The sequence below is a fragment of the Collinsella sp. AM24-1 genome (assembly GCF_003470325.1).
Lineage (GTDB): Bacteria > Actinomycetota > Coriobacteriia > Coriobacteriales > Coriobacteriaceae > Collinsella.
Map to the genome: position 1 here is coordinate 1 of NZ_QRHM01000025.1, position 23942 is coordinate 23942.

Genomic DNA, 23942 nt, shown 5'->3' on the forward strand with positions numbered 1-23942 from the left:
CCGGACCGCCCCGCGGTCCAACTTTCTGTCCGCACCCCCAAACAGTCCCTATTTCACCGCAACTTATTGAGAAGATCATTCCTCCCCGCCCGGCTTGCGACGGTTGGCCTTTTTAATCGCGTTGAAGTGCTTATCGTTGAGCCTGCGCTGGCGAGAGCGCTGTGGCACCTTAGTCTTTACGCGTCGGCGCGGTGGACGCCCGCGACGCTCAAGCTCAGCGCGCAGCTTACGCAGACAGCAGCTGCGATTCTGAAACTGACTACGGCTCTCGCGCGCCGTCACGACAATCCCCGTGGGCCCATGCTTCATGCGCACCGCCGAGTCCGTCGTGTTGACGCCTTGTCCGCCCGGACCCGTCGCGCGAAACACCTGCACCTCGCAATCGCGCGCCAACTCCTCGGCCGACATCTCGGCATAGCGCGCATACTCACGCCATCCCATCTTGTTCTCATCCATATCAACACCTCCCCTCATACAAAAAATGTGACAAAGGGAAAGTCCCTTTGTCACATCGAATACCAATCGCTTGTGTTGCGCGCTTAGGCGAAGGTGATCTCGCCGGTCTCGCAGTCCATATCGGCGATACGGGCCAGGCTCTCGACGCGGAAGCCGCGCTCGCGGAGCTTATCGCCACCGCCCTGGAAGCCCTTCTCCACGGCAATGCCAATACCGGACACCTCGGCACCCGCGGCCTCGCAGATCTTGATAAGACCCTCAAGCGCGCAGCCGTTGGCCAGGAAGTCATCGATGATCAGGACCTTATCGCCCTCGGACAGGAAGCGCTTGCCCACGATGACCGGGTACTCCTTCTGCTTGGTAAAGGAATAGATGGTCGTGGCATACTGCTCGCCGTCGAGGTTGATGGACTGTGCCTTCTTGGCAAAGACCACCGGCACGCCGCCAAAATGCTGAGCCGCGATGCATGCCATGCCAATGCCCGAAGCCTCAATCGTCAGGATCTTGTTGATCTCGACACCCTCGAACAGACGGGCCCACTCGGCGCCCATGTGGTCGAACAGCTCAACGTCGCATTGGTGGTTGAGGAAGGCATCAACCTTAAGGACGTTACCGGCCTTTACGATGCCGTCATGGCGAATACGATCCTCAAGCTCCTGCATGGCGCAACCCCTTCTCGCGGCAACGATACCGCGCGATTAATAAACGTTGTTCGATAGTCTACCACGGACCGACCCCCGCCCGTCCCACAAGCCGCATCGCACCATAAAGCCGCAAGACCAGTAGATAGGCCCGTTCGTGGCAGACAGCCTCCCAACACGCTAATGACGGGCGCGCATCTTCACCAAACGCACCATGGCGAGCGCAAAGCCCACTGCCGCCACAGCCATCAACACATAGAACACCGAACGGAAACCAAACAGGAACACATCCGGACGACCTGCGACAAAACTGGTCACGGCCTCGCCCATCGCCACGCTCATCTGCCCATACAGGATATGCGACGCCGCCGTAATGCCCACTGCCATACCCGCATAGCGCGCCAGGCTGCCCAGGCTGCCCGCAAAGCCGAGCGCTTCGCGCGGAGCCGAGCCCATATACAGCGAGTTATTGGGACTCTGGAAAATCGACGTACCACACGACATAAACGCGACGCAGCACACGATCACAGGGATGGAAGAGTGCTCGTCGAGCGTGCTTACCACAAAGAGACCGCATACATACACGCCCAGGCCGACCGCCGTGGGGCCCTCGCAGCCGACACGGTCCGAAACCGTACCCGAAAGCGGGCCGATAAAGGCATTCACCATCGGCAGCGCCAAAAAAAGCAATCCGGAAATGTCAGAACCAAAGCCGTGGGCGTCCTGAAAATAGAACGGCAGGATAAACTCGGATGCGCCAATACCAACGAACACGATGAGCATGCAGGCAAGGTTGATGGTAAAGGCCGAATTTGCAAAGCAGCGACGAGCAGCCTCAAACAGGGACATGGGGCGCTCGCCGGCTTCCGGCTTAACATGCGGTAGCGTATAGAGCCCCACAATAAACGAGATGACGCCAATGGGCAGGTTGATGAGGAAGATGCTCTCCCAGGGAAAGCTTGCCACCAGCATGCCGCCGAGCACGGGGCCACACATCATGCCGAGGGCCACGAAGGTCGCGAGAATACCCATGGCACGACCGCGCTCGCGCGCCGGAAACGACTCGGTGATGATGCCCATGTTGTTGGCCATGGCCGCCGCGCAACCGACGCCCTGCACAATGCGTGCCAGAATAAGAACTTCGAGAGAACCCGAAAGGCCGCACAGCAACGAGCCGAGCGTAAAGACAATGACGCCCAGCTGGAACACGCCCACCTTGCCGCGCACGTCGCCCAAACGACCAAACGGCAACATGGCCACGCACGTCGCAAGCAGATACACCGAGCTCACCAGCTGAATGCGGTCGAGGCCCACGCCCAGCTCCTTTTGCATCACGGGCAGTGCCACGGTCACGACGGTCGAATCCAGACACGACATAAACGTCATGATGAGCACGGTAAACAGAATCGCCCATTTGTTCTTGCCATGAGTATCGCCCTCTAGGGCAATGTGCTCGCGGCGCAGCTGCTCTGCGGTTTTCTCCATATCCATCCTTTCGAGTGGCCCAATGCAAAAAACGGGGCCCCAATCGCCTGCAAACAGACGCGATTGGGGCCCCGCCTACGGAATCGGAACAAAAGGTCACCGAAGCTTTCTGCCAGCATCGGCACCTTGTACGGAGCTAGCCTAGCACTGCTCGAGCGCCTGCTCAAGGTCGGCAATCAGATCGGCCGTGTCCTCGAGGCCGCACGACAGGCGCACCATGTCGGCGGAAATGCCACAGGCGATGAGCTCCTCATCGTTCATCTGGCGGTGCGTGGCGTTAGCGGGATGCAGGCAGCAAGTGCGGGCGTCGGCCACATGCGTGGCGATCTGGGCGAGCTTGAGGCTCTTCATAAAGGTCTCGGCCGCCGCGCGACCACCGTTAAAGCCAAAGCTCACGACACCGCACGTGCCGTTGGGCATGTACTTCTGAGCCAGGTCATAGTACTTATCGCCCTCCAGGCCCGGATAGCTCACAAAGCGCACCTTGGGATGGCTCTGCAGGAACTTGGCAACGGCCAGGCCGTTCTCACAATGACGCGGCATACGCACATGCAGGCTCTCGAGCGAGCTGTTCAAGAAGAACGCCGCCTGCGGGTTCTGCATGGGGCCGAGGTCGCGCATGAGCTGAGCGGTTGCCTTGGTAATGAAGGCACCCTCGCGACCGAACTTCTCGGCATAGGTCACGCCGTGATAGCTCTCGTCGGGCGTGGTGAGACCCGGGAACTTGTCTGCATGGGCCATCCAGTCAAACTGGCCGTGGTCGACGATCACGCCACCCAGGTAGGCCGCATGCCCATCCATGTACTTGGTGGTAGAGTGCGTGACGATGTCGGCGCCCCACTCAAAGGGACGGCACATCACGGGCGTCGGGAAGGTGTTGTCGACCATCAGCGGCACGCCGTGGTCATGCGCGGCCTTGGCAAAGCGCTCAATATCGAGCACGGCAAGGGCGGGGTTGGCAATCGTCTCGCCAAAGACGAGCTTGGTATTGGGCTCAAAGGCTGCCTCCAGCTCCTCATCGGTGCAGTCGGGGGCGACAAACGTGCAAGCCACGCCCATGCGGCCCATGGTGTGGGCGAGCAGGTTATACGTACCGCCGTAGATAGCAGAGCTCGCGACCACGTGATCACCGGCACCGGCCACGTTAAAGATCGCGAGGAAGTTCGCGGCCATGCCCGAACTCGTGAGCATCGCAGCGGTGCCGCCCTCCATCTCGCAGATCTTGGCGGCAACCAGATCGCACGTGGGATTCTGCAGACGGCTGTAGAAGTAGCCCGACTCCTCCAGGTCAAACAGCTTGCCCATGTGCTCGGACGTGTCGTATTTCCACGTGGTGGACTGGTAGATGGGCACCTGGCGCGGCTCCGCATCGCCCGGATGATAGCCGCCCTGAACACATGTAGTTCCGATGGTCTGCTCGCTCATATCCAACTCCCTTACTTGGGTTTTGTTTTTATTCGGTTCACGATACCGCTACCCCGCAGCCCTCTCAACCCATCCCGCCGATAGGTTATGTGACAAATTAATCAGGTTTATTTGTCCCAAATCTTAAGAAAGTGTTCGATGGCGAAAAACAATGAGATATGCACTGCGGTCTCGATAAGCGAATGCCCCGTCACGGGTACCATAGGCGGGTACACCGTAACCAAGGAGACAACGATGAAGCAAATCGATACGGCCCAGCTCGACATCACCGCCTGTCAGGCTCAGGCTGCCGAATACCACGCCCGTGGCTTTAACTGCGCCCAGGCCGTCGCCTGCACGCTCGCGCCCGCTGTCGGGCTCGACCCCCAGGTCGCCTTTACCCTCACCGAGGGCTTTGGCGCCGGCATGGGCGGTATGACCGAGACCTGCGGCGCCATCTCGGGCGCCGTGGCCATCATGGGCTTTGTAATGAGCGATGGCATGGAAAACCCGAAGACCAAGGGCCAGACCTACAAGCTGTCGCGCGAAATCGCCAAGCGTTTTGGCGAGAAGAACACAACAACCGTCTGCGGCACGCTCAAGGGCATCGGATCGGATAAGGGTCCGCTCCGCAGCTGCCCCGGCTGCATCGACGATGCCGTCGAAATCGCCTGTGATGTGCTAAAGCAGCTCGCCGAGTAATCGACAGCAACAGTAAAACGACGGCCGGCGCGCTTAGGATCCATCCAAAAGCACGCCGGCCGTCGCCGTTAGAACTCGGCAAATTCGGGAGCGCCGACCTCAATCTCCTCACGCCCCGCCATAAGCTCGCGCATCTTAGCGCAAAACGACTCCTGCTCCCCCGCCTTAAACACCAAATGAAGTGTCACGGCATCCGCGTACTCGGTATCCGAAACCTTGGCACCGGAATCCTGGGCCAAGCGAAGCACCTGCTCATACTGCGGATAGGCCACATGCACGTCAACAGGCACGACACTCGTCATCTCGACGATCTGCCCGGCCTCCTGAGCCGCGGCCACCGCCGCTTGCGTCGCCGCAGTATAGGCGCGAACCAGGCCGCCCGGCCCCAACAGCGTGCCGCCAAAATAGCGCGTCACTACGCAGCAAACATTTTTGAGCTCCGCACCGCGCAACACCTCGAGCGTCGGCATACCGCTCGTGCGGCTCGGCTCACCATCATCGCTCTGGCGCTCGCGTCCATCGACCAAAATCCACGCGGGAACATTGTGTCGAGCGTCGTAATGACGCTTGCGAACCATCTCGATAAAGGCATTCGCCTCGTCCTCGGACTCAATATGGACCAGCTGGGCAATAAACCGGCTCTTGCGGTCCACAAGCTCACCCGAAACCTCAATATTCGATTGCAGAGTAAAATAGCTGTCCAACGAAGCCCCTCAACAGAATAAAGCGAGCAACAAACAGCCTCAATAATACGATAACCCTAGTAAAAAGAATGACAACGCCGATGATTCCGTCAACGAAAGCGAGAACCCGTCAGCGCGAGCAAGGCGACTTGAAAGCCGAGACCGCAACAAAAATGGAGCCGCCGATGACCAGGCAAAAACAGCGAGACGGCGTCAGCTGAGTCGATTTGGCCCGAAAGAGGAGGGAGCACGCCTTATGGCGGCGACCGACGAATGAGCGCCAAATCGGCCAGCTGACGCCGTCGCAGCGTCAACAAGATAGCTGAGTGGGCTTGTAAGCCGGGTTCTGTCGTGAACGGTCATTTATCTTGTCTGCACGTTACCGTGCAGCTCCACGCACGCTACCCGAACGCGGACCGGGCCGGCCCATAGCGTTCCTATTCGCGCTTGCTCCGGATGGGGCTTACCAAGCCGCCGTGTTGCCACGACGCTGGTGGTCTCTTACACCACCGTTTCAGCTTTTCCCTTTACGCCTTGCGGCGCAGGTGGGAGTCTTCTTTTCTGCGGCGCTTTCCGTCGGATCACTCCGCCCGGCCGTTAGCCGGCATCCCGCCCTCTGGAGCCCGGACTTTCCTCACGCGTGCTGCAAGCAGCACATCGCGCGACCGTCTGGCCCACTCAGCAGTGCAAGAGTGTAACACACCGTTGCCGCAGGCAATGGCACAACGCAAACGCTCGACACGATAAACCAAGAACCGCCATGCGCTACAATGGTCCTGTCGATGGGCAACGTCGTCAGTCGAGACGCGACCGCGCTCCGCACCCCTCCGTCTACTCGGTGCGTTCCCGCCTCCTCCCCGAGGCGGGATGTCGGCTTTTTTCATGCACCGACAATCCAATAGCCTGTGGACAGCCCGGCAGCATTGCGCATCTCGGCGCCAAATGCAAAAAGGGACCCGTCCATTACGGACGGATCCCTTAAAACAAGTGATCGTCAAACCGATTTACTCGGCGTCAGTCTCCTCGTCCTTCTTCTCGGAAGGCAGCGGGGTAACCTCGATCTCGACGCCCAGAGTCTCAGCAGCGGACTTCATGGACAGGGAGATACGACGACGGTCGAGGTCGATCTCCATGACCTTGACCTGAACCTTGTCGCCCACGTGGGTGACCTGAGAAGGCTGATCGACGTGCTTGTTGGCCATCTCGGAGATGTGCACCAGGCCCTCGATGCCCTCGCCCAGATCGACGAAAGCGCCGAACGGGACAAGCTTGGTCACAGTGCCCTCGACGATAGCGCCGACGGGATACTTCTTGACCAGTGCGCGCCACGGATCCTCGGTGGTCTGCTTGAGACCCAGGGAGATGCGCTCGCGGTTGAGATCGACGTCGAGAACCTCGACCTCGACCTCCTGGCCGACCTTGACAACCTCGGAAGGATGGTTGACGTGGTTCCAGGAGAGCTCGGAGATGTGGATGAGGCCGTCGATACCGCCGAGGTCGACGAAGGCGCCGAAGTCGACGATGGAGGAAACGGTGCCCTGGAGACGCATGCCAGACTTGAGCTTGGACAGGATCTCGGAGCGCTCGGCCTTACGGGACTCCTCGAGCACGACGCGACGGGAGAGGACAACGTTGTTGCGGTTGCGGTCCATCTCGATGACGCGGGCCTCGATGCGGGTGCCCATGTAGGAGGTGAGGTCCTTGACGCGACGGAGGTCGACGAGGGAAGCGGGCAGGAAGCCACGCAGGCCGATGTCGAGGATCAGGCCGCCCTTGACAACCTCGATAACCTCGCCCTCGACGTTCTCGCCGGAGTTGAACTTCTCCTCGATGCGGTTCCAAGCACGCTCGTACTCGGCACGCTTCTTGGACAGGACCAGACGACCGTCCTTGTCCTCCTTCTGGAGAACCAGAGCCTCGATGGGATCACCGAGTGCAACGATGTCTGCAGGGTTAGCGTCCTTGCGGATGGACAGCTCGCGGACCGGGATAACGCCCTCGGACTTGAATCCGATGTCAACGAGCACCTCGTCATGCTCGATCTTAACGACAGTGCCGTTAACGAGATCGCCCTCATCAAAGTCGGTAATCGTACCGTCGATGAGGTTGTTCATCTCCTCCTCGTTGACATCGTCAAGAGAGAAAATGGACGAGTTCTGAATCTCACTCAAAGGTGGACCCCTTTCGAACTACGGGGCCCCGATTGCTAGGACCTACAGAAGGGTGCGACAAGCACACAACGTTTAGGAACACTCGGGAGCCGACAGATACTAATGTGACGCTTATGCAATCACGTTCGTATAGGTTACGGGGAAATGAGTTCGATTTCAAGCGTGAACTGCGATTTTTTACTCGTGTGGAGACTTTTTCGTAATCTTATGAACACACGTCTCCGCAACTTGACGATAACCAGCCAGGCATTCGGCTTTGGGGTAAAGTATCCGGAGCCAACGATTCTAGATCGATTTTTCGAGAAAGGTGCCCGCGTGCTCAAAGCAGTCGTTTTCGATATGGACGAAACGCTTCTTAGCATCAACCTCAACGCGTTCATCCTTCGCTATTTTAAGGATGTCTCTTCGATGCTCGCGGATATCGGGCGCCGCAGCCGCGGTGGCACGATGGCACGCCTCGGCACCATCCTGGTCGACCTCAACGCCAATCGCCGCAGCGGCACGGACAACCGCACCAATCTTGAGTTTTACCAAGAAGAGGTCAAGCGCCGATGCGGGATTTGCCTCTCCGATCCCCTCATCTACGAGGCGTTTACCTACTACGACCGCGAAGTTCTTCCGTACAAGAATGACGAACTCATCAACGCCCATGCCATGCCGGGCGCACACGCCGCGCTCCAGGCCGTACAGGACGCAGGGCTGCGCTGCGCGCTCTTTACCAACCCCAGCTTTCCGCAGGGGGCCATCGAGTGCCGCATGGGTTGGGGCGACCTGGCCGACGCCCCCTTTGAGCTCGTCACGCACATGGGAAACGCCACCCGCTGCAAGCCTGATGCCACCTACTATCTAGAGCAGCTTCAGGTGATGGGGCTCGAACCGCACGAGGTCCTTATGGTGGGCAACGATCCCAAACGCGACTTCCCTAGCCCCGCCTGCGGCATTCAGACTGCCTATGTAGGCCAGGGCAAGCCCAACCGAGTCACCTGGCGCGGAACCATGGAAGGCTTCGCCCGCGACTTTAACGCCGTAGTAGAAGCCTTCTACGAACACCAAGTAGCCGACGAACTGTCCTAGCACACTTGGGTTTTGCCGATCATGATGTTGAGGATCTCGACGTCGGTATCTTTCATGCCCACACGGCCTACGTAGCCCATACTGGCGATTGTCTGCTCAACGGTATCTTGGATCAGGCCCTCGCCGGCGCGGAAGCCGCGACCCTGCATGGCCATATCATGGCCCAGAATCGCTGCATCGACGGCAGCCGAGATCTTGGCGGCACAGCTCGCCTTGGCGCCGTCGCACACGATGCCGCCCACGTTACCGAGCGTATTCGAGACCGTCGCGCCAATCTGCTCGCACGTGCCACCGCACAGCCAGGTAATCGCAGCGCCGGCGCCGCACGCGGCGCAAATAGCACCGCAAAACGCCGAGAGCGCACCGATATAGCTCTTGATATGCACGGCAATGAGATCGGACAGCATCACGGCGCGCACCAGGCGGTCGTGGTCGCAGCGCAGGTACTCGGCATACTCCATAACGGGCAGTGCGCAGGTAATGCCCTGATTGCCAGAGCCGCACACAATGGCGACCGGCAGCGCGCAGCCGTTCATGCGGGCGTCGGACCCGGCGGCGGCACGGGCACGGGCACGGCAGGCAACGTCATCGGCACGAGCACCTAGCAGCGTACGGCCAACCTCGGCACCCCAAGCGTGCGCAAGGCCCTCGGCACTGATCGCGCCATTCAGCTCAATCTGACGCTCAACGGCAGCGCGGGCGTCCTCAATGTCACCGTCCTCGATAAAGTCGATGATGGACTCAATCGACATGGGCGTGTCGGCCTTATCCGCCGCCCGCTCGGCCACCACGCGCTCGGCGCATGCGGCACACTCCCCCGCCGACTTGCCGCATACCGGAATACCGTCGAGCGTATGGCACGTGACGTTGGTGTGGTGATCGGTAATCTCGACGACCGCGGTATGGCCCCCGGCCGTCGCAGTCACCTTGATGTAGAGGTTGGGCACGCCCTCGACAAGCGACACATCGCAGTAGCCGGCGTCGGCGAGGAGCTCGGCCACGCGAGCGCGGTCTTCATCGTTAACGCTCTCGAGCACCTCGAGCGCGCTCTTGGCGTCGCCGCCCACGGCACCCAGCACGGCCGCGGCCTCAATACCGTGCATACCGCCCGAGTTGGGCACGGTCACGCTCTTGACGTTCTTGATGATGTTGCCCGAGCAGGCAACATCCATATGATCGGGTTCGCAACCGAGCGTCTGGCTCGCCAACGCCGCTGCATAGGCAACGGCAATGGGCTCGGTGCAGCCGAGTGCACAGACAAGCTCGCGGTTCAAAACATCGCAAAACGCGGCATCACGAAGGGAATCGGTAGGCATAGGTATCTCCTGCTTGCATAACGGGCTTGGCTCTCAAGTTAATAAATAGCTCCTTTATTTGATAACAATGCATCAAAAACCGCAACCATGGTTCCGGCGGACGGCGCTCAAGCACAAACTGACAGCATTCATTCATGAGAAGCCAGTCTTGTTGCATGCTAAAGCGTTTGACCAAAAAACGCCCGAGCGTTTACGCAAAAGTCGCGCTATCATGCAGTCGAACGCGGTAAACACCTTTAGCATTTGCGCCGCACAGACCAGAGAGGAACCATCCATGAAGATCGGTATCGGTAACGACCACGCCGCCGTCGAGCTCAAGAACATCATCTCCGAGCACCTGAAGGAGCGCGGCTGCGAGGTCGTGAACTTTGGCACCGACACCTCCGAGAGCTTTGACTACCCCATCGCCGGCTACAAGGTGGGTAAGGCCGTTGCCAACGGCGACGTCGACCTGGGCATCCTCATCTGTGGCACCGGCGTCGGGATTAGCCTGGCTGCCAACAAGGTCGAGGGCGTACGCGCCGTCGTGTGCTCCGAGCCCTTCAGCGCCAAGCTCTCCCGCATGCACAACAACACCAACGTGCTCGCCTTTGGCGCCCGCGTCGTTGGCTCCGAGCTCGCTAAGATGATCGTCGACGAGTGGCTCGACGCCGAGTTCGAGGGCGGCCGCCACGAGCGTCGCGTCAACCTCCTCAACGAGATCGACCAGACCCGCGGTCTCAAGGTCGTCGACGAGGCCTAAAAACTTACAACGCCATACGCTAGCGACAGCCCCCGCCTGGAATGCACGCACATTCCAGGCGGGGGCTCTTTAGTAGATTTCTAGACATGTCCCAAAAATCTACTGGAATATAAAAGGACGCCGCGGATGGAGTTCCGCGGCGCCCAAGCCACACGCTAACAGCTTTAAGGAGTCAAAGCTGGTTTAGCCAAAAAAGCGCTTGATCTCGATCTCGGCGTTCTCCAGGCAGTCGGAGCCGTGGATCACGTTGGCGTTGACATCGACAGCAAAGTCGCCGCGAATGGTGCCGGGGGCAGCATCAAGCGGGTTGGTGGCGCCCATAAGGGTGCGCATCTTGGAGACAGCGGAGAGGCCGGAAACGACCATCTTGACGACCGGACCGCTCGTCATAAAGTCGCAGAGACCGCCAAAGAAGGGCTTGTCGGCCAGATGGGCGTAGTGCTCCTCGACGGTAGCGCGCTCGAGCGTGGTCATCTCCATGCGCTCGATAACAAGGCCGCTGCGCTCAATGCGAGCAACGATCTCGCCGATCTTGCGATCGCGCACGGCGTCGGGCTTAATCATGATGAAGGTCTTCTCGATAGCCATAAGGTAGCCTTTCAAGTAGGTTCGCGCGTGCCCAAGTCCCATTCCGGCACCCGCCTGGACTGCATCGTAACAGAGTTCTAGCTGCAGTTAAACAAAAAGCCGTTTATTGAAGCGTTATTATTTATTAAAGCGCTCCATATGTGTCACTTCTGTTTCGAAGCCCGACTAGAGTACCATCCGTCCCACTTTCAACTGCAACGAACAGAACGGGCGGTCGATTGTCGCCCGTGAACGCACCCCCTTCACAACCTGCGCAAATGTCCTACAGAAGTTCTCGACAAGCTCCTTCCTTCTCTATAACAAAACGGGTGCCCACCGTAGCGGGCACCCGTAAAGGCAAAATATGATGAACACACCAGACAGACGCATCCAATAAGCTAATTAGCTCCGTGGCCCATCTCGACGACCTTGGATAACGAGCCAAACACACCCTCATCGGCCGCGAGCTGCGCCTCGGCGCTTCCCAACTGCACGGCAACGGCAGCAGGGGCGGTACCACCCTCGGTCGTACGCGCGGCGACAATTGAGGGGATGTCGAGCGCCTCGGTAATATCGCGTTCAAAGAGCGGGCTTGCCTCCTGGAACACCTCAAACGGCAGGTCCTCAAGATTGCAGCTACGCTTCTCACACATCAGGACAAGATGGCCCACCACGGCGTGCGCCTCGCGGAACGGCAGGCCGCGCTTAGCCAGGTAATCGGCAACATCAGTGGCTGCCAAGTGGCCCACACCGCACTCGCGCGCCATGGCATCCTCGTTGACGGTCCAAGTCGAAATCATTCCGGCCATAACGGACAGGCACTGAATGAGCGTACGGGCGGTATCGAGCGCGCCCTCCTTGTCCTCCTGCAAGTCCTTGTTATAGGCGAGCGGCAAGCCCTTCATGGTCACGAGCAACTGCACCAGGTTGCCGTACACGCGACCGCTCTTGCCGCGAATAAGCTCGGCAAAGTCGGGATTCTTCTTCTGCGGCATGATGGACGAGCCGGTGGAGTAGGAGTCTGAAAGCGTGACAAAGCCAAATTCGGAGCTCGACCACAGCACAATCTCCTCGGAAAGACGCGACAGGTGCATCGCCATGACGGAGCCGGCGTAATGCAGATCGAGCAGGAAATCACGGTCGGAAACCGCATCGAGCGAGTTGGGGATCACGCCCGCAAAGCCAAGCTCGGCAGCCGTCATCTGGCGATCGAGCGGATAGCTCGTACCGGCAAGCGCGGCAGCACCCAGCGGGCAGTTGTCGGCGGCATCAAAGGCGGCCTTCAAGCGTGTAAAGTCGCGCGCGAACATCCAGGAATACGCCAGCAGATGATGCGAGAGCAGCACGGGCTGAGCGTGCTGCATATGCGTGTAGCCCGGCAGTATCACCTTGTCGTACTTCTTGGCCGCATCCACCAGCACATGGCGCAGCTCAAGATTGGCCTCCATGAGCTCCTTGGCCAGCGCCTTGACGCCTAGGCGCGTATCGGTCGCCACCTGGTCGTTGCGCGAACGCCCGGTATGCAAGCGCTTACCGGCCTCGCCGATGCGACGTGTCAGCTCGCTCTCGATAGACATATGAATGTCCTCGTCGTTAATATCGAAGGTGAAGTTGCCGGCATCGATATCCTGCTCGATTCCGGTCAGGCCCTCGGCAATCGCCTGCTCGTCTTCGACACTGATGATGCCCTGGGCGGCCAGCATCTTGGCATGCGCCTTAGAGCCGGCGATATCCTGCTTATAGAGATGCTTGTCGACCGGCAACGACGCGCCAAACTCCTGCGTGACCTCGGCCACGCCCGCCTCAAAACGACCGCCCCAAAGAGCCATGGAACCGTCTCCTTTCTCCAAATACCAAAACAAGCGCCCAAAGCAATGTGCCCTGTCGCTAAAGCGATTTATCAACCGCTAGTTTTACACACTCCCTGCCGTGCGCGGGGCCATGTAGCTAATTTGCAAAGAAGTGACGCACCATGCACTTGGCGCCCAACGTCTCCCTCCGGATGTTACCCTGCGAACCATCGATCCAGGCCTTCAGGCTCATAGGGACATCCTCGACCTTTGCAGTATCGATCTCAGGCGCGAGGGCAAGCAAAGCATGCGCAATAGCATTGAACATAATGGATACTCCTCATATATATAGGCGCAGAGCCGCCAAATTGATAGAAGGAGCCCCGCCGGACAACCCCGGCGGGGCTCGGACTCAGCCGCAGTCGCGGCATCATATATGCGGGCGGAACGTAGGGGCCACCGATGTTAAGAAGTGTCAGCAAGCATAACGAAAGGTAGGGACCCCATGCGCCCGTTATGTATCACGCGGATGGGCCGCGCGGATACCAAGGGAAGGAGGCACTAGGCCTGGGCGGCAGCAGAGCTGGGGCCCTGGACCTTTGCCCACGTCTTGAGCGACAGCGTATCGATCTCGATAAAGCCGGCGCTGGCCTTCTCGTCAAACGTGGTGTCACGGTCGTAGGTAGCCAGACCGTAGTCATACAGGCTAAACGGGCTCTTGCGGCCGACGACATGGCAGTTGCCCTTAAAGAACTTCAGGCGGACGGTGCCGGTCACGAACTTCTGGGTGTCGGCCATAAAGGCGTCGAGCGCGTTCTTGAGCGGGCTGTACCACTGGCCGTTGTACACGGCGGTGGCCCAATCCTGCTCGAGTTTGATCTTGGTCTTGAGCAGGTCGCCCTCGACGCAGATGTCCTCGAGTGCCTTGTGGGCGGTGATGAGCGTCAGGGCACCGGGAACCTCGTAGCACTCGCGGCTCTTGAGGCCCACCAGACGATCCTCGACCAGGTCGAGACGGCCAAAGCCGTTGTCGCCCGAAATCTTGTTGAGGGCGATGACGATCTCGGAGAGCTTCATCTTCTTGCCGTCGACGGCGACGGGCTTGCCGGCCTCAAACTCAATCTCGGTGTAGGTCGGGGTGTCGGGCGTGTCCTCGGGGTTCTTGGTCATAACCCAGGCGTCGTCGAGCGGCTCGTTCCAGGGATCCTCCAGGTGGCCGCACTCAATGGCACGACCCCACAGGTTGTCGTCGATGGAATAGGGGTTATCGTTGGCACCCTCGGGAACCGGCACGTTGTGGGCGTGAGCATAGGCGACCTCGTCGGGACGGCACTTCAGATCCCACTCGCGAACCGGGGCGATAACCTTAAGCTCGGGGTCGAGGGCCTTGACGGCAGCCTCAAAACGAACCTGGTCGTTACCCTTGCCGGTGCAGCCGTGGGCGACGTAGGTCGCGCCAAACTCGTGAGCGACCTCGACAAGCTTCTTGGCAAGCAGCGGGCGAGACAGGGCGGAGAGCAGCGGATACTTGTTCTCGTACATGGAGTTTGCGGCGATGGCCTTAGTCAGAAACTCATCGGAGAACTCGTCACGCAGGTCGAGCACCTGACAATCGAGAACGCCCAGATCGAGCGCCTTCTGCTTCTTGGCATCCAGGCCGGTCTCCTCCTGGCCCACGTTGCCGCAGACGCAAACGACATCGAGATTCTTCTCGTCCTGGAGCCACTTGACACATACGGATGTATCAAGACCACCGGAATATGCGAGAACGACTTTTTCCTTGCTCATGGCTGTTTCCTTTCGCCCTTGGTAGCTAGTTAGAACATCGGTCAGTTGCAAGTCATTTCAAGGTCATATACCGTGCAATATCAGGTTAAATAGCAAAAATCAGCACATACATGCCCTAGAAACATGCAGCAATGTCGTGCTAAAACCCAACGACCTCAAAATGACTCTGTTGAGGCAATTCGCCCCATGAGGACAGAGACGATTGTTATCGTCGTCGGGAAATTGCGCGCTGGCGTCGGATGGCATTGTCTGCAGTAGTGATGATCTTTACGAACTGCATCTGCCTCTCCTTTCACCTATCGCCGGGCGCAATTCAAATATCGTAAACGGTACCTTTTCCTCGGTAAGCGGCTCTTTTGCCGTCTCCGTTTTCGATGGTCGCTATATTACGCTAAAGTGCCCGCAGCACAAGCGACAAATTCAAATTTCTGAAAAGTTTTTTCATTACTTTGTGAAGCGTGGTGCAAATACGCTCCGTTCCTGCGAAAATACGCCTGACTACGAGTTGATGGTTATAACATCTGAAACAATTTCGAAACGAAAGGCTCGATTTTATGCAAACTTACGAATCGGACGCCAATATCGGAAACATTAAGCTCATCGCCGTCGACATGGACAAAACGCTGCTGACCGACGAGCGCGTGTTGCCGCAGGGTCTTGATGAGCGCTTGGACAAGCTCGCCGACGCCGGCATCGTATTCTGCCCCGCCAGCGGACGTCCCGCCCCCAAGCTCGAAGAGATGTTCGAGGGCATCAAGAACCGCCTCGCCTTTTGTCCCGACAACGGAGCGTGCGTGATCTATCGCGGCAACTATATCTATAAAAGCATTATCGACGTGGAACTGTACCAGCAGGTCTTGAGCCGCGCCTCGGAGGATCCGCGCGCTGTCCCCGTCCTGTGCTGCTTCGACGAGTTCTACGTGCTTGCCCGCGACCATCAATACCACGACGAGATCAGCGTCTACTACAACACGATTAACTACGTCGATAGCTTTGAGGGCATCGATATCGAGTCCAATAAGATCTCGATCTTTTTCCCTGCCTACGATGCCGAGCCCGCATTCCGCGAGACCTATAGCCCCGAGTTCTCGGACAAGCTCTACGTCACCAACGCCGGGCGCGAGTGGATCGACTTTATGAACCTGGGTGTCGACAAGGGCGCCGGCGTCGCGCATCTGTGCGAGCAGCTCGGCATCGATATTGCCGACGCCGCCGCCGTGGGTGATACCTACAACGACATCCCCATGCTGGAGCGCGTCGGTCACAGCTTTATCGTGGACAATGCCGAGGAGCACATGAACGCGCACGCCAAATGGCGCATTCCGAGCAACAACGACGGGGGCGTACTGACACTCATCGACGCTATCCTGGCGGCACGTTAACGTTGCTCGTCGGACCTGGCCGGGCGGCGCGGATTAGTTTTTCGTTCGGTCAGGTCCTGGGCTCGCTCGGAAAGCACATTAAGTGCTTTCCGGCTCGTGCGGAATCTACGAAAAACTAATCCGCGCCGCCCGGCCAGGTCCTAGGTTTACTTTCCTGCCGCCAAGATGGCGTCTTGAGTGTCTAGATACTTAGCTGAAATGATTTGAGCAGAGGGGAGCCCCTTGTTGGAAGGGGCTCCCCTCTGTTTTGGTTACTGTGGGACAAATTAATCAGTAGTGTTTGTCCCAAATCTTAAGTATGTGGGGGCTTGCGTCTTGGGCGAGCTTGCCTTACGGAGTGCTTCCCTATTTCGCGTCGGCCCAGGTTATGCCGGTGCTGGCTTCGGCGATCAACGGTACGCGGAGGTCTACTACGTGTTCCATGACGTCGCGGACCATGGCGGTGAGGCGCTCGACTTCGTCGACGGGGCACTCAAAGTCCAGTTCGTCGTGTACCTGCAGGATCATGTGGGCGGCAAAGCCTTCTTCTTCCAAGCGACGGCTTACGCGGGCCATGGCGATCTTGATGATGTCGGCGGCGGTGCCCTGCATGGGGTGGTTCATGGCCGTGCGCTCACCAAAGCCGCGGAGCTGCGGGTTTTTGGCCTTGAGCTCAGGAATATGGCGACGGCGGCCGTACATGGTCTCGGCATAGCCCGTCTGCTTGGCACGCGCCACCACGTTGTCGAGGAACGTGCGCACGCCCGGGTAGGCCTCGTAGTAGCGATCGATCATATCGCGCGCCTCGGCCATCGAGATGTGCAGCGACTGCGACAGACCATAGGCCTGCTGACCGTACACGATGCCAAAGTTCACGGCCTTGGCGCGGCTACGCAGGTCGGGTGTCACCTCGGACACCGGCACGCCAAATACGCGCGCGGCCGTCTCGGCATGGAAGTCCTCGCCCTCGTTGAAGGCGCGCACCAGGTGCTCGTCACCCGAAAGATGCGCGAGCAGGCGCAGCTCGATCTGCGAGTAGTCCACCGCCAAAAAGACGCTGCCCTCGCCCGCCGAGAACGCCGTCTTGACGGTACGCCCCAGCTCCGAGCGCGTCGGAATGTTTTGCAGATTGGGGTCGCTCGAAGACAAACGCCCCGTCGCGGTGATGGTCTGGTTGTACGTGGTGTGCACACGCCCGTCACCACGGCGCAGCGGGCCCAGCGTGTCCAGATAGGTCGACTTAATCTTGGACTTCTCACGCCAGTCCAAAATCAGGCGCACGATCTCGTGGTCGCGGGCAAGGTCGCTCAGCACCTTGGCGTTGGTCGAATAGTAGCCGCGCTTGGTCTTTTTGAGGCCCTTGGTCGGAAGTCCCATAACATCAAACAGCACGTGCGAGAGTTGCATGGGGCTGCCGATGTTAAAGGTCTCGTCGCCGGCCAGGTCGCGAATGCTGCGCTCGACATCGGCAATCTGGGTCGCCAGGCCCTCGGACAGACTGTGCAGGCGGTCGGGGTCCACGAGCATGCCCGCGCGCTCCATCTTGGCAAGCACCGGCACGAGCGGCATCTCGATCCCATCGAACACGTTGGCGGCGTTCTCGCGGGCCATGCGGTCACGCAGCGGTGCAACCAGCGCCAGCGTCAAGGCCGCCGTGCGAGCGGCGGGCGCAGGAGCGTCCTCGCCAGCACCCTCTGCGCCGCGCGCCGCAGGCAGCGCCATCTGCAGATACGTATCGGCCAGATACACCTCGTCAAACTCGGAGCGGTCGGAATCCAACAGGTAGGCGGCAACAACGGTATCGAAGATGCGCGTGGAATCGACTGCCAGCGGATCCATGAGCTCGAGCTCAGAAGAATCGATGGGCGAAAGCTCATGCAGCAGTGCCTTCATGTCCGGGCTCGCCACACGGCCTTCCATAAACAGACGCGCGAGCACGCCGGCAATCACGCCGTGGGCGAAGCTGAAGCCCTCAACCTCAGCCGCCGCACCGCTGTCGCCCTCCTCGAGCGCAAACAGGCCCTTGGACGTCGCCAACCACAGCGTGCGCGTCAGCCCAAAGAGCGCGCCCTCTTCCTTGTCATCGTCCACCACGGCGGCGACCCACTCGCCGGCATCAATCACGCGGGAGACCTCAGCCGCAACGGCACCAAGCGCGCCAGCATCGCCGGCGGCTGCGCGCAAAACGGCGGGAATCTCAAACGTGCTGGCAGCTGCCCCGCCCTCATCGCCGATCAGCGCCAAGAACCGGTTCTGCATGGCGGTGATGCCGAGTGTGCCCAGCGCCGCGGAGACTTCGTCGGCAGAAAACGCCGGGAAGGACGTCGCGCCAAAGTCGAGCTCGACAGGCGCATCGGTGCGAATAGTCGCAACCTTGCGGCTCAGCAGTGCATCGTCGATGTGCGCACGCAGGTTCTCGCCCATCTTGCCCTTGACCTCGTCAGCATGCGCGATGACCTCGTCCAAGCTGCCGTACTGCGCGATGAGTGCGCTCGCCTTTTTGGGGCCGATGCCCGGTACGCCGGGAATGTTGTCCGACGTATCGCCCTTCAGACCGTAAAAATCGGGCACGAGCGCCGGCGTAATGCCGTGATACAGGTCATCCACGCTCTCGGGCGTCATAATCGCCACGTCGGACAGGCCCTTGCGGGTCGAGACCACGTTGACGTGCTCGGTCACGAGCTGATACATGTCGCGGTCGCCGGTCACCAGCAGCATGTCGCAGCCGGCTTCCTCACCTAGGCGAGCCATAGTGCCCAGGATATCGTCGCCTTCCCAGCCCTCGGACTGCAGAATCGGCACGTTGAGCGCGGTGAGCAGCTCTTTAATCATCGGAAACTGCGCGTGCAGATCGGGGTCCATGGGCGGGCGCTGCGCCTTATACTGCGGCAGCATCTCCATGCGCACGCGCGGCTTGCCCTTATCAAATGCCACGACCACACCATCGGGGTTAAAGGCGTCGATCATCTTGAGAAACATGTTCAGAAAGCCAAAAATCGCGTTGGTGGGGCGACCGTCCGGCGCATTCATGGTCGGCGGCACGGCGTGGAAGGCGCGATGCATGAGCGAGTTGCCGTCGATAACGGCAAAGGTGCGGCGCTTTTCAGACATATTGAATACCTCGCTTTAGGCTGGGCACGGTTTGCTCACTCCAGTTTACACGCTCCCCGCCCCGCGGCCACCTCACATCAAGCTCCCCCGCCACCGTGAGCCCGCGCGTGATACGATGGCTCACGGTACATCAACCAGCACGATCGATCCGAAAGGAGCCTGCGTCATGGAGCGTCCCTGCGCATGGAAAAAGTACACGCCACAGCAAATCGAGGAGCTCGAGGAGCTTTGCCGCGGCTATAAGCAGTTTTTGAGCGAGAACAAGACCGAGCGCCTGTGCGTCAAGACCGGCATCAAGATGGCCGAGGAGGCGGGATACGTCGACCTGGAGACCGTGATCGCCGAAGGCCGCGAGCTCAAGGCAGGCGACAAGGTGTACGCCGCCAACCACGGCAAGGACCTTATGCTCGTCAACCTGGGCACCGCCCCGCTCGAGCAGGGCTTTAACATCCTGGGCGCCCACGTGGACTCGCCGCGCCTGGACCTTAAGCAGAATCCCGCCTTCGAGGCCGGCGACATGGCCTACCTCGACACGCACTACTACGGCGGCGTCAAGAGCTACCACTGGGTAGCCTCCCCGCTCGCACTCGTGGGCGTCATCTGCAAAAAGGACGGTACCACCGTCGACATCAATATCGGCGACAAGGCGGACGACCCGGTCTTTACCATCTCCGATCTGCTGATCCACCTCTCGAGCGAGCAGATGTCCAAGCCCGCCAAGGACGCCGTCGATGCCGAGATCCTCGACGTGATCGTGGGCGGCCGCCCCGTCAAGTTTGACGAGGACGACAAGGACGCCCCCAAGGAGCCCGTCAAGCAAATGTTCCTGGACATCCTTAAGGAGCAGTACGACGTCGAGGAGGAGGACTTCCTCTCCGCCGAAATCGAGGTCGTGCCCGCCGGCCCCGCCCGCGACATGGGCCTCGACCGCTCTATGATTCTGGGTTATGGCCATGACGACCGCGTTTGCGCCTACCCCTCCATGCTCGCCCAGATCAACGTGGCCAATGTCGAGCGCACGAGCATCACGCTCATCGTCGACAAAGAGGAGATTGGTTCCGTAGGCGCCACCGGCATGACGAGCCGCTTCTTCGAGAACACCGTCGCCGAGATCATGACGCTCGCCGGCGAGAATAGCCCGCTGGCCCTGCGCCGCGCACTCGCCCGCAGCCGCATGCTTTCCTCTGACGTGTCTGCCGGCTTCGACCCGGGCTATGCCGGCAAGTTCGAGACCAAGAACGCCGCCTTTATGGGTCGCGGCCTGTGCTTTAACAAGTACACGGGCAGCCGTGGCAAGGGCGGCTCCAACGACGCCGACGCCGAGTACGTGGCCCTCATCCGCGACATCATGGACGAGGCCGGCGTGGACTTCCAGACCTGTGAGCTCGGTCGCGTCAACGCGGGCGGCGGCGGCACCATTGCCTACATCATGGCCAAGTATGGCATGAACGTCATCGACTCCGGCGTTGCCGTCCTGTCCATGCACGCCCTGTGGGAGGTCGCCAACAAGGCCGATATCTACGAGGCCTATCGCGGCTACAAAGCCTTCATCGAGCGAGCCTAACCAACCCTTCGTCAGTTGCGGTGAAATACGGACTAAACTGGCCCATAAACGGCCAAAACAGACCGTATTCCACCGCAACTTCCTTTTTGGCAGAGGAGAGTCCATGCTGCAGGTCATCATTTCGCCCGCCAAGCAGATGCGCGCGGCCCAAGATGCTTTTGAAGTCCTGGGCATCCCACCCTTTGCGCGCGAGACGGCTCGCCTCCACCGCGCACTGCTAGATATCGAGCGGAATGAAGGCAGCGACAGCCTGCAGGCGCTATGGAACGTGAGTGACAAACTGCTGGGGCCTTGCCTCAACATCCTGCATGAGTTCGGGCCCATCCTGAAAAACGGCGATCTCGACAATCCCGCACTCGCCTGTCACCTCTCCCCTGCCGTCATGTCCTACCACGGCATTCAATACCAGAGCATGGCGCCCGAGGTGATGGATTCCGCGCAGCTCGCATGGCTGCAAAGCCACCTGTGGATCCTCTCCGGCCTCTACGGGTGCGTTCGCCCATTTCATGCCGTCGAACCATATCGGCTGGAAATGGGCGCGAAGCTCGCCGTTGACGATGCCCGAGACCTCTATGCGTTTTGGAGCGACAAGCTCGCGCGGGCTATCGCCCCGGCAGGCTCAAACACCACGATCGTCAACCTCGCCAGCGTAGAGTACGCCAAAGCCGTTCTGCCCCATCTCGCGGGCGACGCCACGGTCGTCACGTGCCTCTTTGGCGAAGGCATCCGCAACGGCAAGCCCATCCAGCGCTCGACCGCCAGCAAAAAGGCACGTGGTTCCATGGTGCGCTGGATGGCAGAAAACAAGCTCGAGGATGTAAGCGGGCTCACCGCGTTTGACGTTGGTTATCGTCACTTTCCCGAGCTTTCAAATAAGAACACTTTGGTCTTCCTGAACGAACAGACCTTGTAGGACCACCGATACTTTTGAATGTGCTGCCTAGGCACGGCGTCTATTCCGCCAAGCCGTCGGCTTTGGCAACTTCGTTTGTCGAGCCATCTTGGTAGGTAATCTTAACGTGCTCCACCTCGGATACCGCAGCGCCCGCCGGGGGCTCCAAGCGCCATTCCGTCAGCGCAATGTCCATGGTCGTGGGCACGTCTCCCTGATCTTTGAGCTCCACCGTCAGCGTTTTGAGCGTCGCATCAAACGTCACGCGTTCGATTTCTTCGCCCGGAATAGACCCGCCGCTCAGCTGCAGCTGCACAAACTCGTCGCGCGGATACCAATAGTCACCCGGTGCGGCAACCGTGTTGCCACCAGAAACTTTCATGGTCATAATCGGCAGGCCCTCGTCGGCTTCAAACCCCCAGGTGGCGCCGCCATGACCGCCGAACGTCCAAATACAAAAGGCAATCACCAACACGGCAAGCACCGCAAAACCAATCGCGACAAGGCCATGGTGCGCACGGCTTTCCTCGGCCGATACGTCCCATTGCGTCTCTCGATATAGATGCTTGTCTTCCATGTTCGCCTCCCCACAGGCACGCTCGTTGGCCCAATCGTACCCATTCAGGCTATACTTGAGCCCATGACATAACGGGGAGCTTGCAGGACAAGACGGCAGGCTGAGATTGGGCGCGCCCGCCCTGACCCGCAAACCTGATATGGGTAATGCCAACGAAGGGAGCCGTGCCAATGAGCACACAGACCGAGCCCAAGCTCGTCACGCAAATCGACTTCGCCCGCGCCGGGCAAATCACACCGCAGATGAAGGAAGTCGCCGAGCGCGAGCATCGCGACCCCGAGTACATCCGCGAGCGCGTGGCCGACGGCCGCATCGCCATTCCCGCCAACATCGTGCACATCAAAAAAGGCATGCGCGCCTTTGGCGTCGGTGAGGGCCTGTCCACCAAGGTCAACGTGAACTTGGGCATCTCGGGCGACAAGGCCGATGCCGCCGAGGAATGGAAGAAGGTCAAGATCGCCGAGGACTTTGGCGCCGACGCCATCATGGACCTCTCCAACTCGGGCAAGACGCGCCAGTTCCGCCAGCAGCTCATCGACGAGACGCCGCTCATGGTGGGCACCGTCCCCATGTACGACGCCATCGGCTACATGGAAAAGCCGCTGGTCAAGCTTACCAAGGATGACCTGTTCGAGGTCGTGCGCGCGCACGCCGAGGACGGCGTGGACTTTATGACCATCCACTGCGGCATCAACAAGTCGGTCACCAAGACCTTTAAGGAGACCGGCCGCCTCATGAACATCGTGAGCCGCGGCGGCTCGCTGCTGTTTGGCTGGATGGAGGTCACCGGCAACGAAAACCCCTTCTACGAGTACTTTGACGAGCTGCTCGAGATCTGCCACGAGTACGACGTGACGATTTCGCTCGGCGACTCCTGCCGCCCGGGCTGCCTCTACGACTCCAACGACGCCACAGAGACTGCCGAGATGATCGAGCTGGGCAAGCTGTGCAAGCGCGCTTGGGCTGCCGGCGTCCAGGTCATGGTCGAGGGCCCGGGTCACATGGCGCTCGACGAGATCGCCGCCAACATGAAGCTACAGAAGCGCCTGTGCCACAACGCCCCGTTCTATGTGCTGGGGCCGCTGGTGACCGATATCGGCGTGGGCTACGACCACATCACCGCTGCCATCGGCGGCGCTATCTCCGCCAGCTCCGGTGCCGACTTCCTGTGCTACGTGACGCCGGCCGAACACTTGTGCCTGCCCAACGCCCAGGACGTGCTCGATGGCCTCATGGCTACCAAGATCGCCGCACACGCCGCCGATATCGCCAAGAAGGTGCCGCACGCCCGCGACATGGACGACAAGATGGGCCAGGCACGCCGCAAGCTCGACTGGGACGCCATGTGGAAGTGCGCGCTCGACCCAGTTACGGGCAAGAAGCGCTACGAGGAGTCTCCCGCCGCCACCGAGGGCACTTGCACCATGTGTGGCAAGATGTGCGCCGTCCGTACCGTTAACAAGGTGTTCGAAGGCACAACGATCGACCTCGGCATGGAGGATTAACGCGTCACCGGAGCCGCAATCGGTAACATGGTGTTCGTCAATTGTTGACATGTGAACATTTGCTTACATTTGCGTAAAGATTGCATCGCCCGCCCGGGTTCGGAATACAGCCG

19 protein-coding genes, 1 other RNA gene, 1 pseudogene and 1 riboswitch are annotated in these 23942 nt (G+C 59.8%); of the genes and pseudogenes, 7 read left to right on the forward strand and 14 right to left on the reverse strand.

What is annotated here, in order from left to right; genetic code table 11:
* Positions 1-75: 75 nt before the first annotated feature.
* The 4 genes and pseudogenes from DW661_RS08565 to DW661_RS08580 all read right to left on the reverse strand — a co-directional run.
* Positions 76-384 (reverse strand): annotated as a pseudogene (locus DW661_RS08565) (peptide chain release factor-like protein); the annotation flags it as partial.
* A gap of 155 nt (positions 385-539) precedes the next feature.
* The gene (locus tag DW661_RS08570) at positions 540-1118 is read right to left on the reverse strand and encodes a xanthine phosphoribosyltransferase (protein WP_022095227.1); all 579 of its coding nucleotides are present in this window, start codon (positions 1116-1118) and stop codon (positions 540-542) included.
* A gap of 159 nt (positions 1119-1277) precedes the next feature.
* Complete coding sequence (locus DW661_RS08575; RefSeq protein WP_117800331.1) at positions 1278-2582, reverse strand: MFS transporter; 1305 nt, start codon at positions 2580-2582, stop codon at positions 1278-1280.
* A gap of 141 nt (positions 2583-2723) precedes the next feature.
* Complete coding sequence (locus DW661_RS08580) at positions 2724-4007, reverse strand: O-acetylhomoserine aminocarboxypropyltransferase/cysteine synthase family protein (protein ID WP_117800332.1); 1284 nt, start codon at positions 4005-4007, stop codon at positions 2724-2726.
* Positions 4008-4241: 234 nt separating this feature from the next.
* Here DW661_RS08580 and DW661_RS08585 point away from each other — a divergent pair, with 234 nt between their 5' ends.
* Complete coding sequence (locus tag DW661_RS08585; RefSeq protein ID WP_055251626.1) at positions 4242-4688, forward strand: C-GCAxxG-C-C family protein; 447 nt, start codon at positions 4242-4244, stop codon at positions 4686-4688.
* 68 nt (positions 4689-4756) lie between these two features.
* Here DW661_RS08585 and DW661_RS08590 read toward each other — a convergent pair whose 3' ends face one another.
* The 3 genes from DW661_RS08590 to rpsA all read right to left on the reverse strand — a co-directional run bounded on the left by DW661_RS08590 (position 4757) and on the right by rpsA (position 7542).
* Positions 4757-5392, reverse strand: a complete 636-nt coding sequence (locus DW661_RS08590; protein WP_118935359.1) for a YigZ family protein — start codon at positions 5390-5392, stop codon at positions 4757-4759.
* A gap of 298 nt (positions 5393-5690) precedes the next feature.
* Positions 5691-6052: RNase P RNA component class A (gene rnpB, locus DW661_RS08595), an RNA gene on the reverse strand.
* A gap of 323 nt (positions 6053-6375) precedes the next feature.
* The gene (gene rpsA, locus DW661_RS08600) at positions 6376-7542 is read right to left on the reverse strand and encodes a 30S ribosomal protein S1 (protein WP_022095232.1); all 1167 of its coding nucleotides are present in this window, start codon (positions 7540-7542) and stop codon (positions 6376-6378) included.
* A gap of 315 nt (positions 7543-7857) precedes the next feature.
* Here rpsA and DW661_RS08605 point away from each other — a divergent pair, with 315 nt between their 5' ends.
* Positions 7858-8616: an HAD family hydrolase gene (locus DW661_RS08605; RefSeq protein WP_117779341.1), complete on the forward strand. Its 759-nt coding sequence runs from the start codon at positions 7858-7860 to the stop codon at positions 8614-8616.
* On the opposite strand, the gene DW661_RS08610 is transcribed toward DW661_RS08605, so the two are convergent.
* Positions 8613-9932 carry a serine dehydratase subunit alpha family protein gene (locus tag DW661_RS08610; protein ID WP_118935360.1) on the reverse strand — a complete coding sequence of 440 codons (1320 nt, stop codon included), beginning with the start codon at positions 9930-9932 and terminating at the stop codon, positions 8613-8615. The two genes, DW661_RS08605 and DW661_RS08610, sit on opposite strands and share 4 nt — an antisense overlap.
* Positions 9933-10206: 274 nt before the next feature.
* On the opposite strand from DW661_RS08610, the gene rpiB reads away from it, so the two are divergent.
* Positions 10207-10674, forward strand: coding sequence for a ribose 5-phosphate isomerase B (rpiB, locus tag DW661_RS08615; protein ID WP_055251633.1), 468 nt, complete (start codon positions 10207-10209; stop codon positions 10672-10674).
* Positions 10675-10857: 183 nt separating this feature from the next.
* On the opposite strand, the gene ndk is transcribed toward rpiB, so the two are convergent.
* From ndk to DW661_RS08630, 4 genes are all read right to left on the reverse strand, one after another.
* Positions 10858-11262 carry a nucleoside-diphosphate kinase gene (gene ndk, locus DW661_RS08620; protein ID WP_055251725.1) on the reverse strand — a complete coding sequence of 135 codons (405 nt, stop codon included), beginning with the start codon at positions 11260-11262 and terminating at the stop codon, positions 10858-10860.
* Positions 11263-11639: 377 nt separating this feature from the next.
* A complete protein-coding gene (gene argH / locus DW661_RS08625; RefSeq protein ID WP_118935361.1) occupies positions 11640-13070 on the reverse strand; it encodes an argininosuccinate lyase in 1431 nt (476 codons plus the stop codon).
* 118 nt (positions 13071-13188) lie between these two features.
* Positions 13189-13359 carry a hypothetical protein gene (locus DW661_RS10170; protein WP_158556904.1) on the reverse strand — a complete coding sequence of 57 codons (171 nt, stop codon included), beginning with the start codon at positions 13357-13359 and terminating at the stop codon, positions 13189-13191.
* Between the two features lie 233 nt (positions 13360-13592).
* On the reverse strand, positions 13593-14819 hold the full coding sequence (locus DW661_RS08630; RefSeq protein ID WP_035138001.1) for an argininosuccinate synthase: 1227 nt from the start codon (positions 14817-14819) through the stop codon (positions 13593-13595).
* 554 nt (positions 14820-15373) lie between these two features.
* On the opposite strand from DW661_RS08630, the gene DW661_RS08635 reads away from it, so the two are divergent.
* Positions 15374-16201, forward strand: a complete 828-nt coding sequence (locus tag DW661_RS08635) for a Cof-type HAD-IIB family hydrolase (protein WP_118935362.1) — start codon at positions 15374-15376, stop codon at positions 16199-16201.
* Positions 16202-16546: 345 nt separating this feature from the next.
* Here the strand turns inward: DW661_RS08635 and polA are convergent, their stop codons facing one another.
* On the reverse strand, positions 16547-19291 hold the full coding sequence (gene polA / locus DW661_RS08640) for a DNA polymerase I (RefSeq protein ID WP_118935363.1): 2745 nt from the start codon (positions 19289-19291) through the stop codon (positions 16547-16549).
* A 166-nt stretch (positions 19292-19457) separates the two neighbouring features.
* On the opposite strand from polA, the gene DW661_RS08645 reads away from it, so the two are divergent.
* A complete protein-coding gene (locus DW661_RS08645; RefSeq protein WP_118935364.1) occupies positions 19458-20855 on the forward strand; it encodes an aminopeptidase in 1398 nt (465 codons plus the stop codon).
* Between the two features lie 103 nt (positions 20856-20958).
* Entirely contained in the window at positions 20959-21768 is an 810-nt protein-coding gene (locus DW661_RS08650; RefSeq protein WP_118935365.1) for a YaaA family protein, read from the forward strand.
* Positions 21769-21808: 40 nt separating this feature from the next.
* Here DW661_RS08650 and DW661_RS08655 read toward each other — a convergent pair whose 3' ends face one another.
* Positions 21809-22324 carry a hypothetical protein gene (locus tag DW661_RS08655; protein ID WP_118935366.1) on the reverse strand — a complete coding sequence of 172 codons (516 nt, stop codon included), beginning with the start codon at positions 22322-22324 and terminating at the stop codon, positions 21809-21811.
* A 62-nt stretch (positions 22325-22386) separates the two neighbouring features.
* Positions 22387-22503: riboswitch (TPP riboswitch) on the forward strand.
* Here DW661_RS08655 and thiC point away from each other — a divergent pair.
* Positions 22495-23829 carry a phosphomethylpyrimidine synthase ThiC gene (gene thiC, locus DW661_RS08660; protein WP_099431544.1) on the forward strand — a complete coding sequence of 445 codons (1335 nt, stop codon included), beginning with the start codon at positions 22495-22497 and terminating at the stop codon, positions 23827-23829. (Overlaps the previous riboswitch by 9 nt.)
* The last annotated feature ends 113 nt before the right edge of the window (positions 23830-23942 follow it).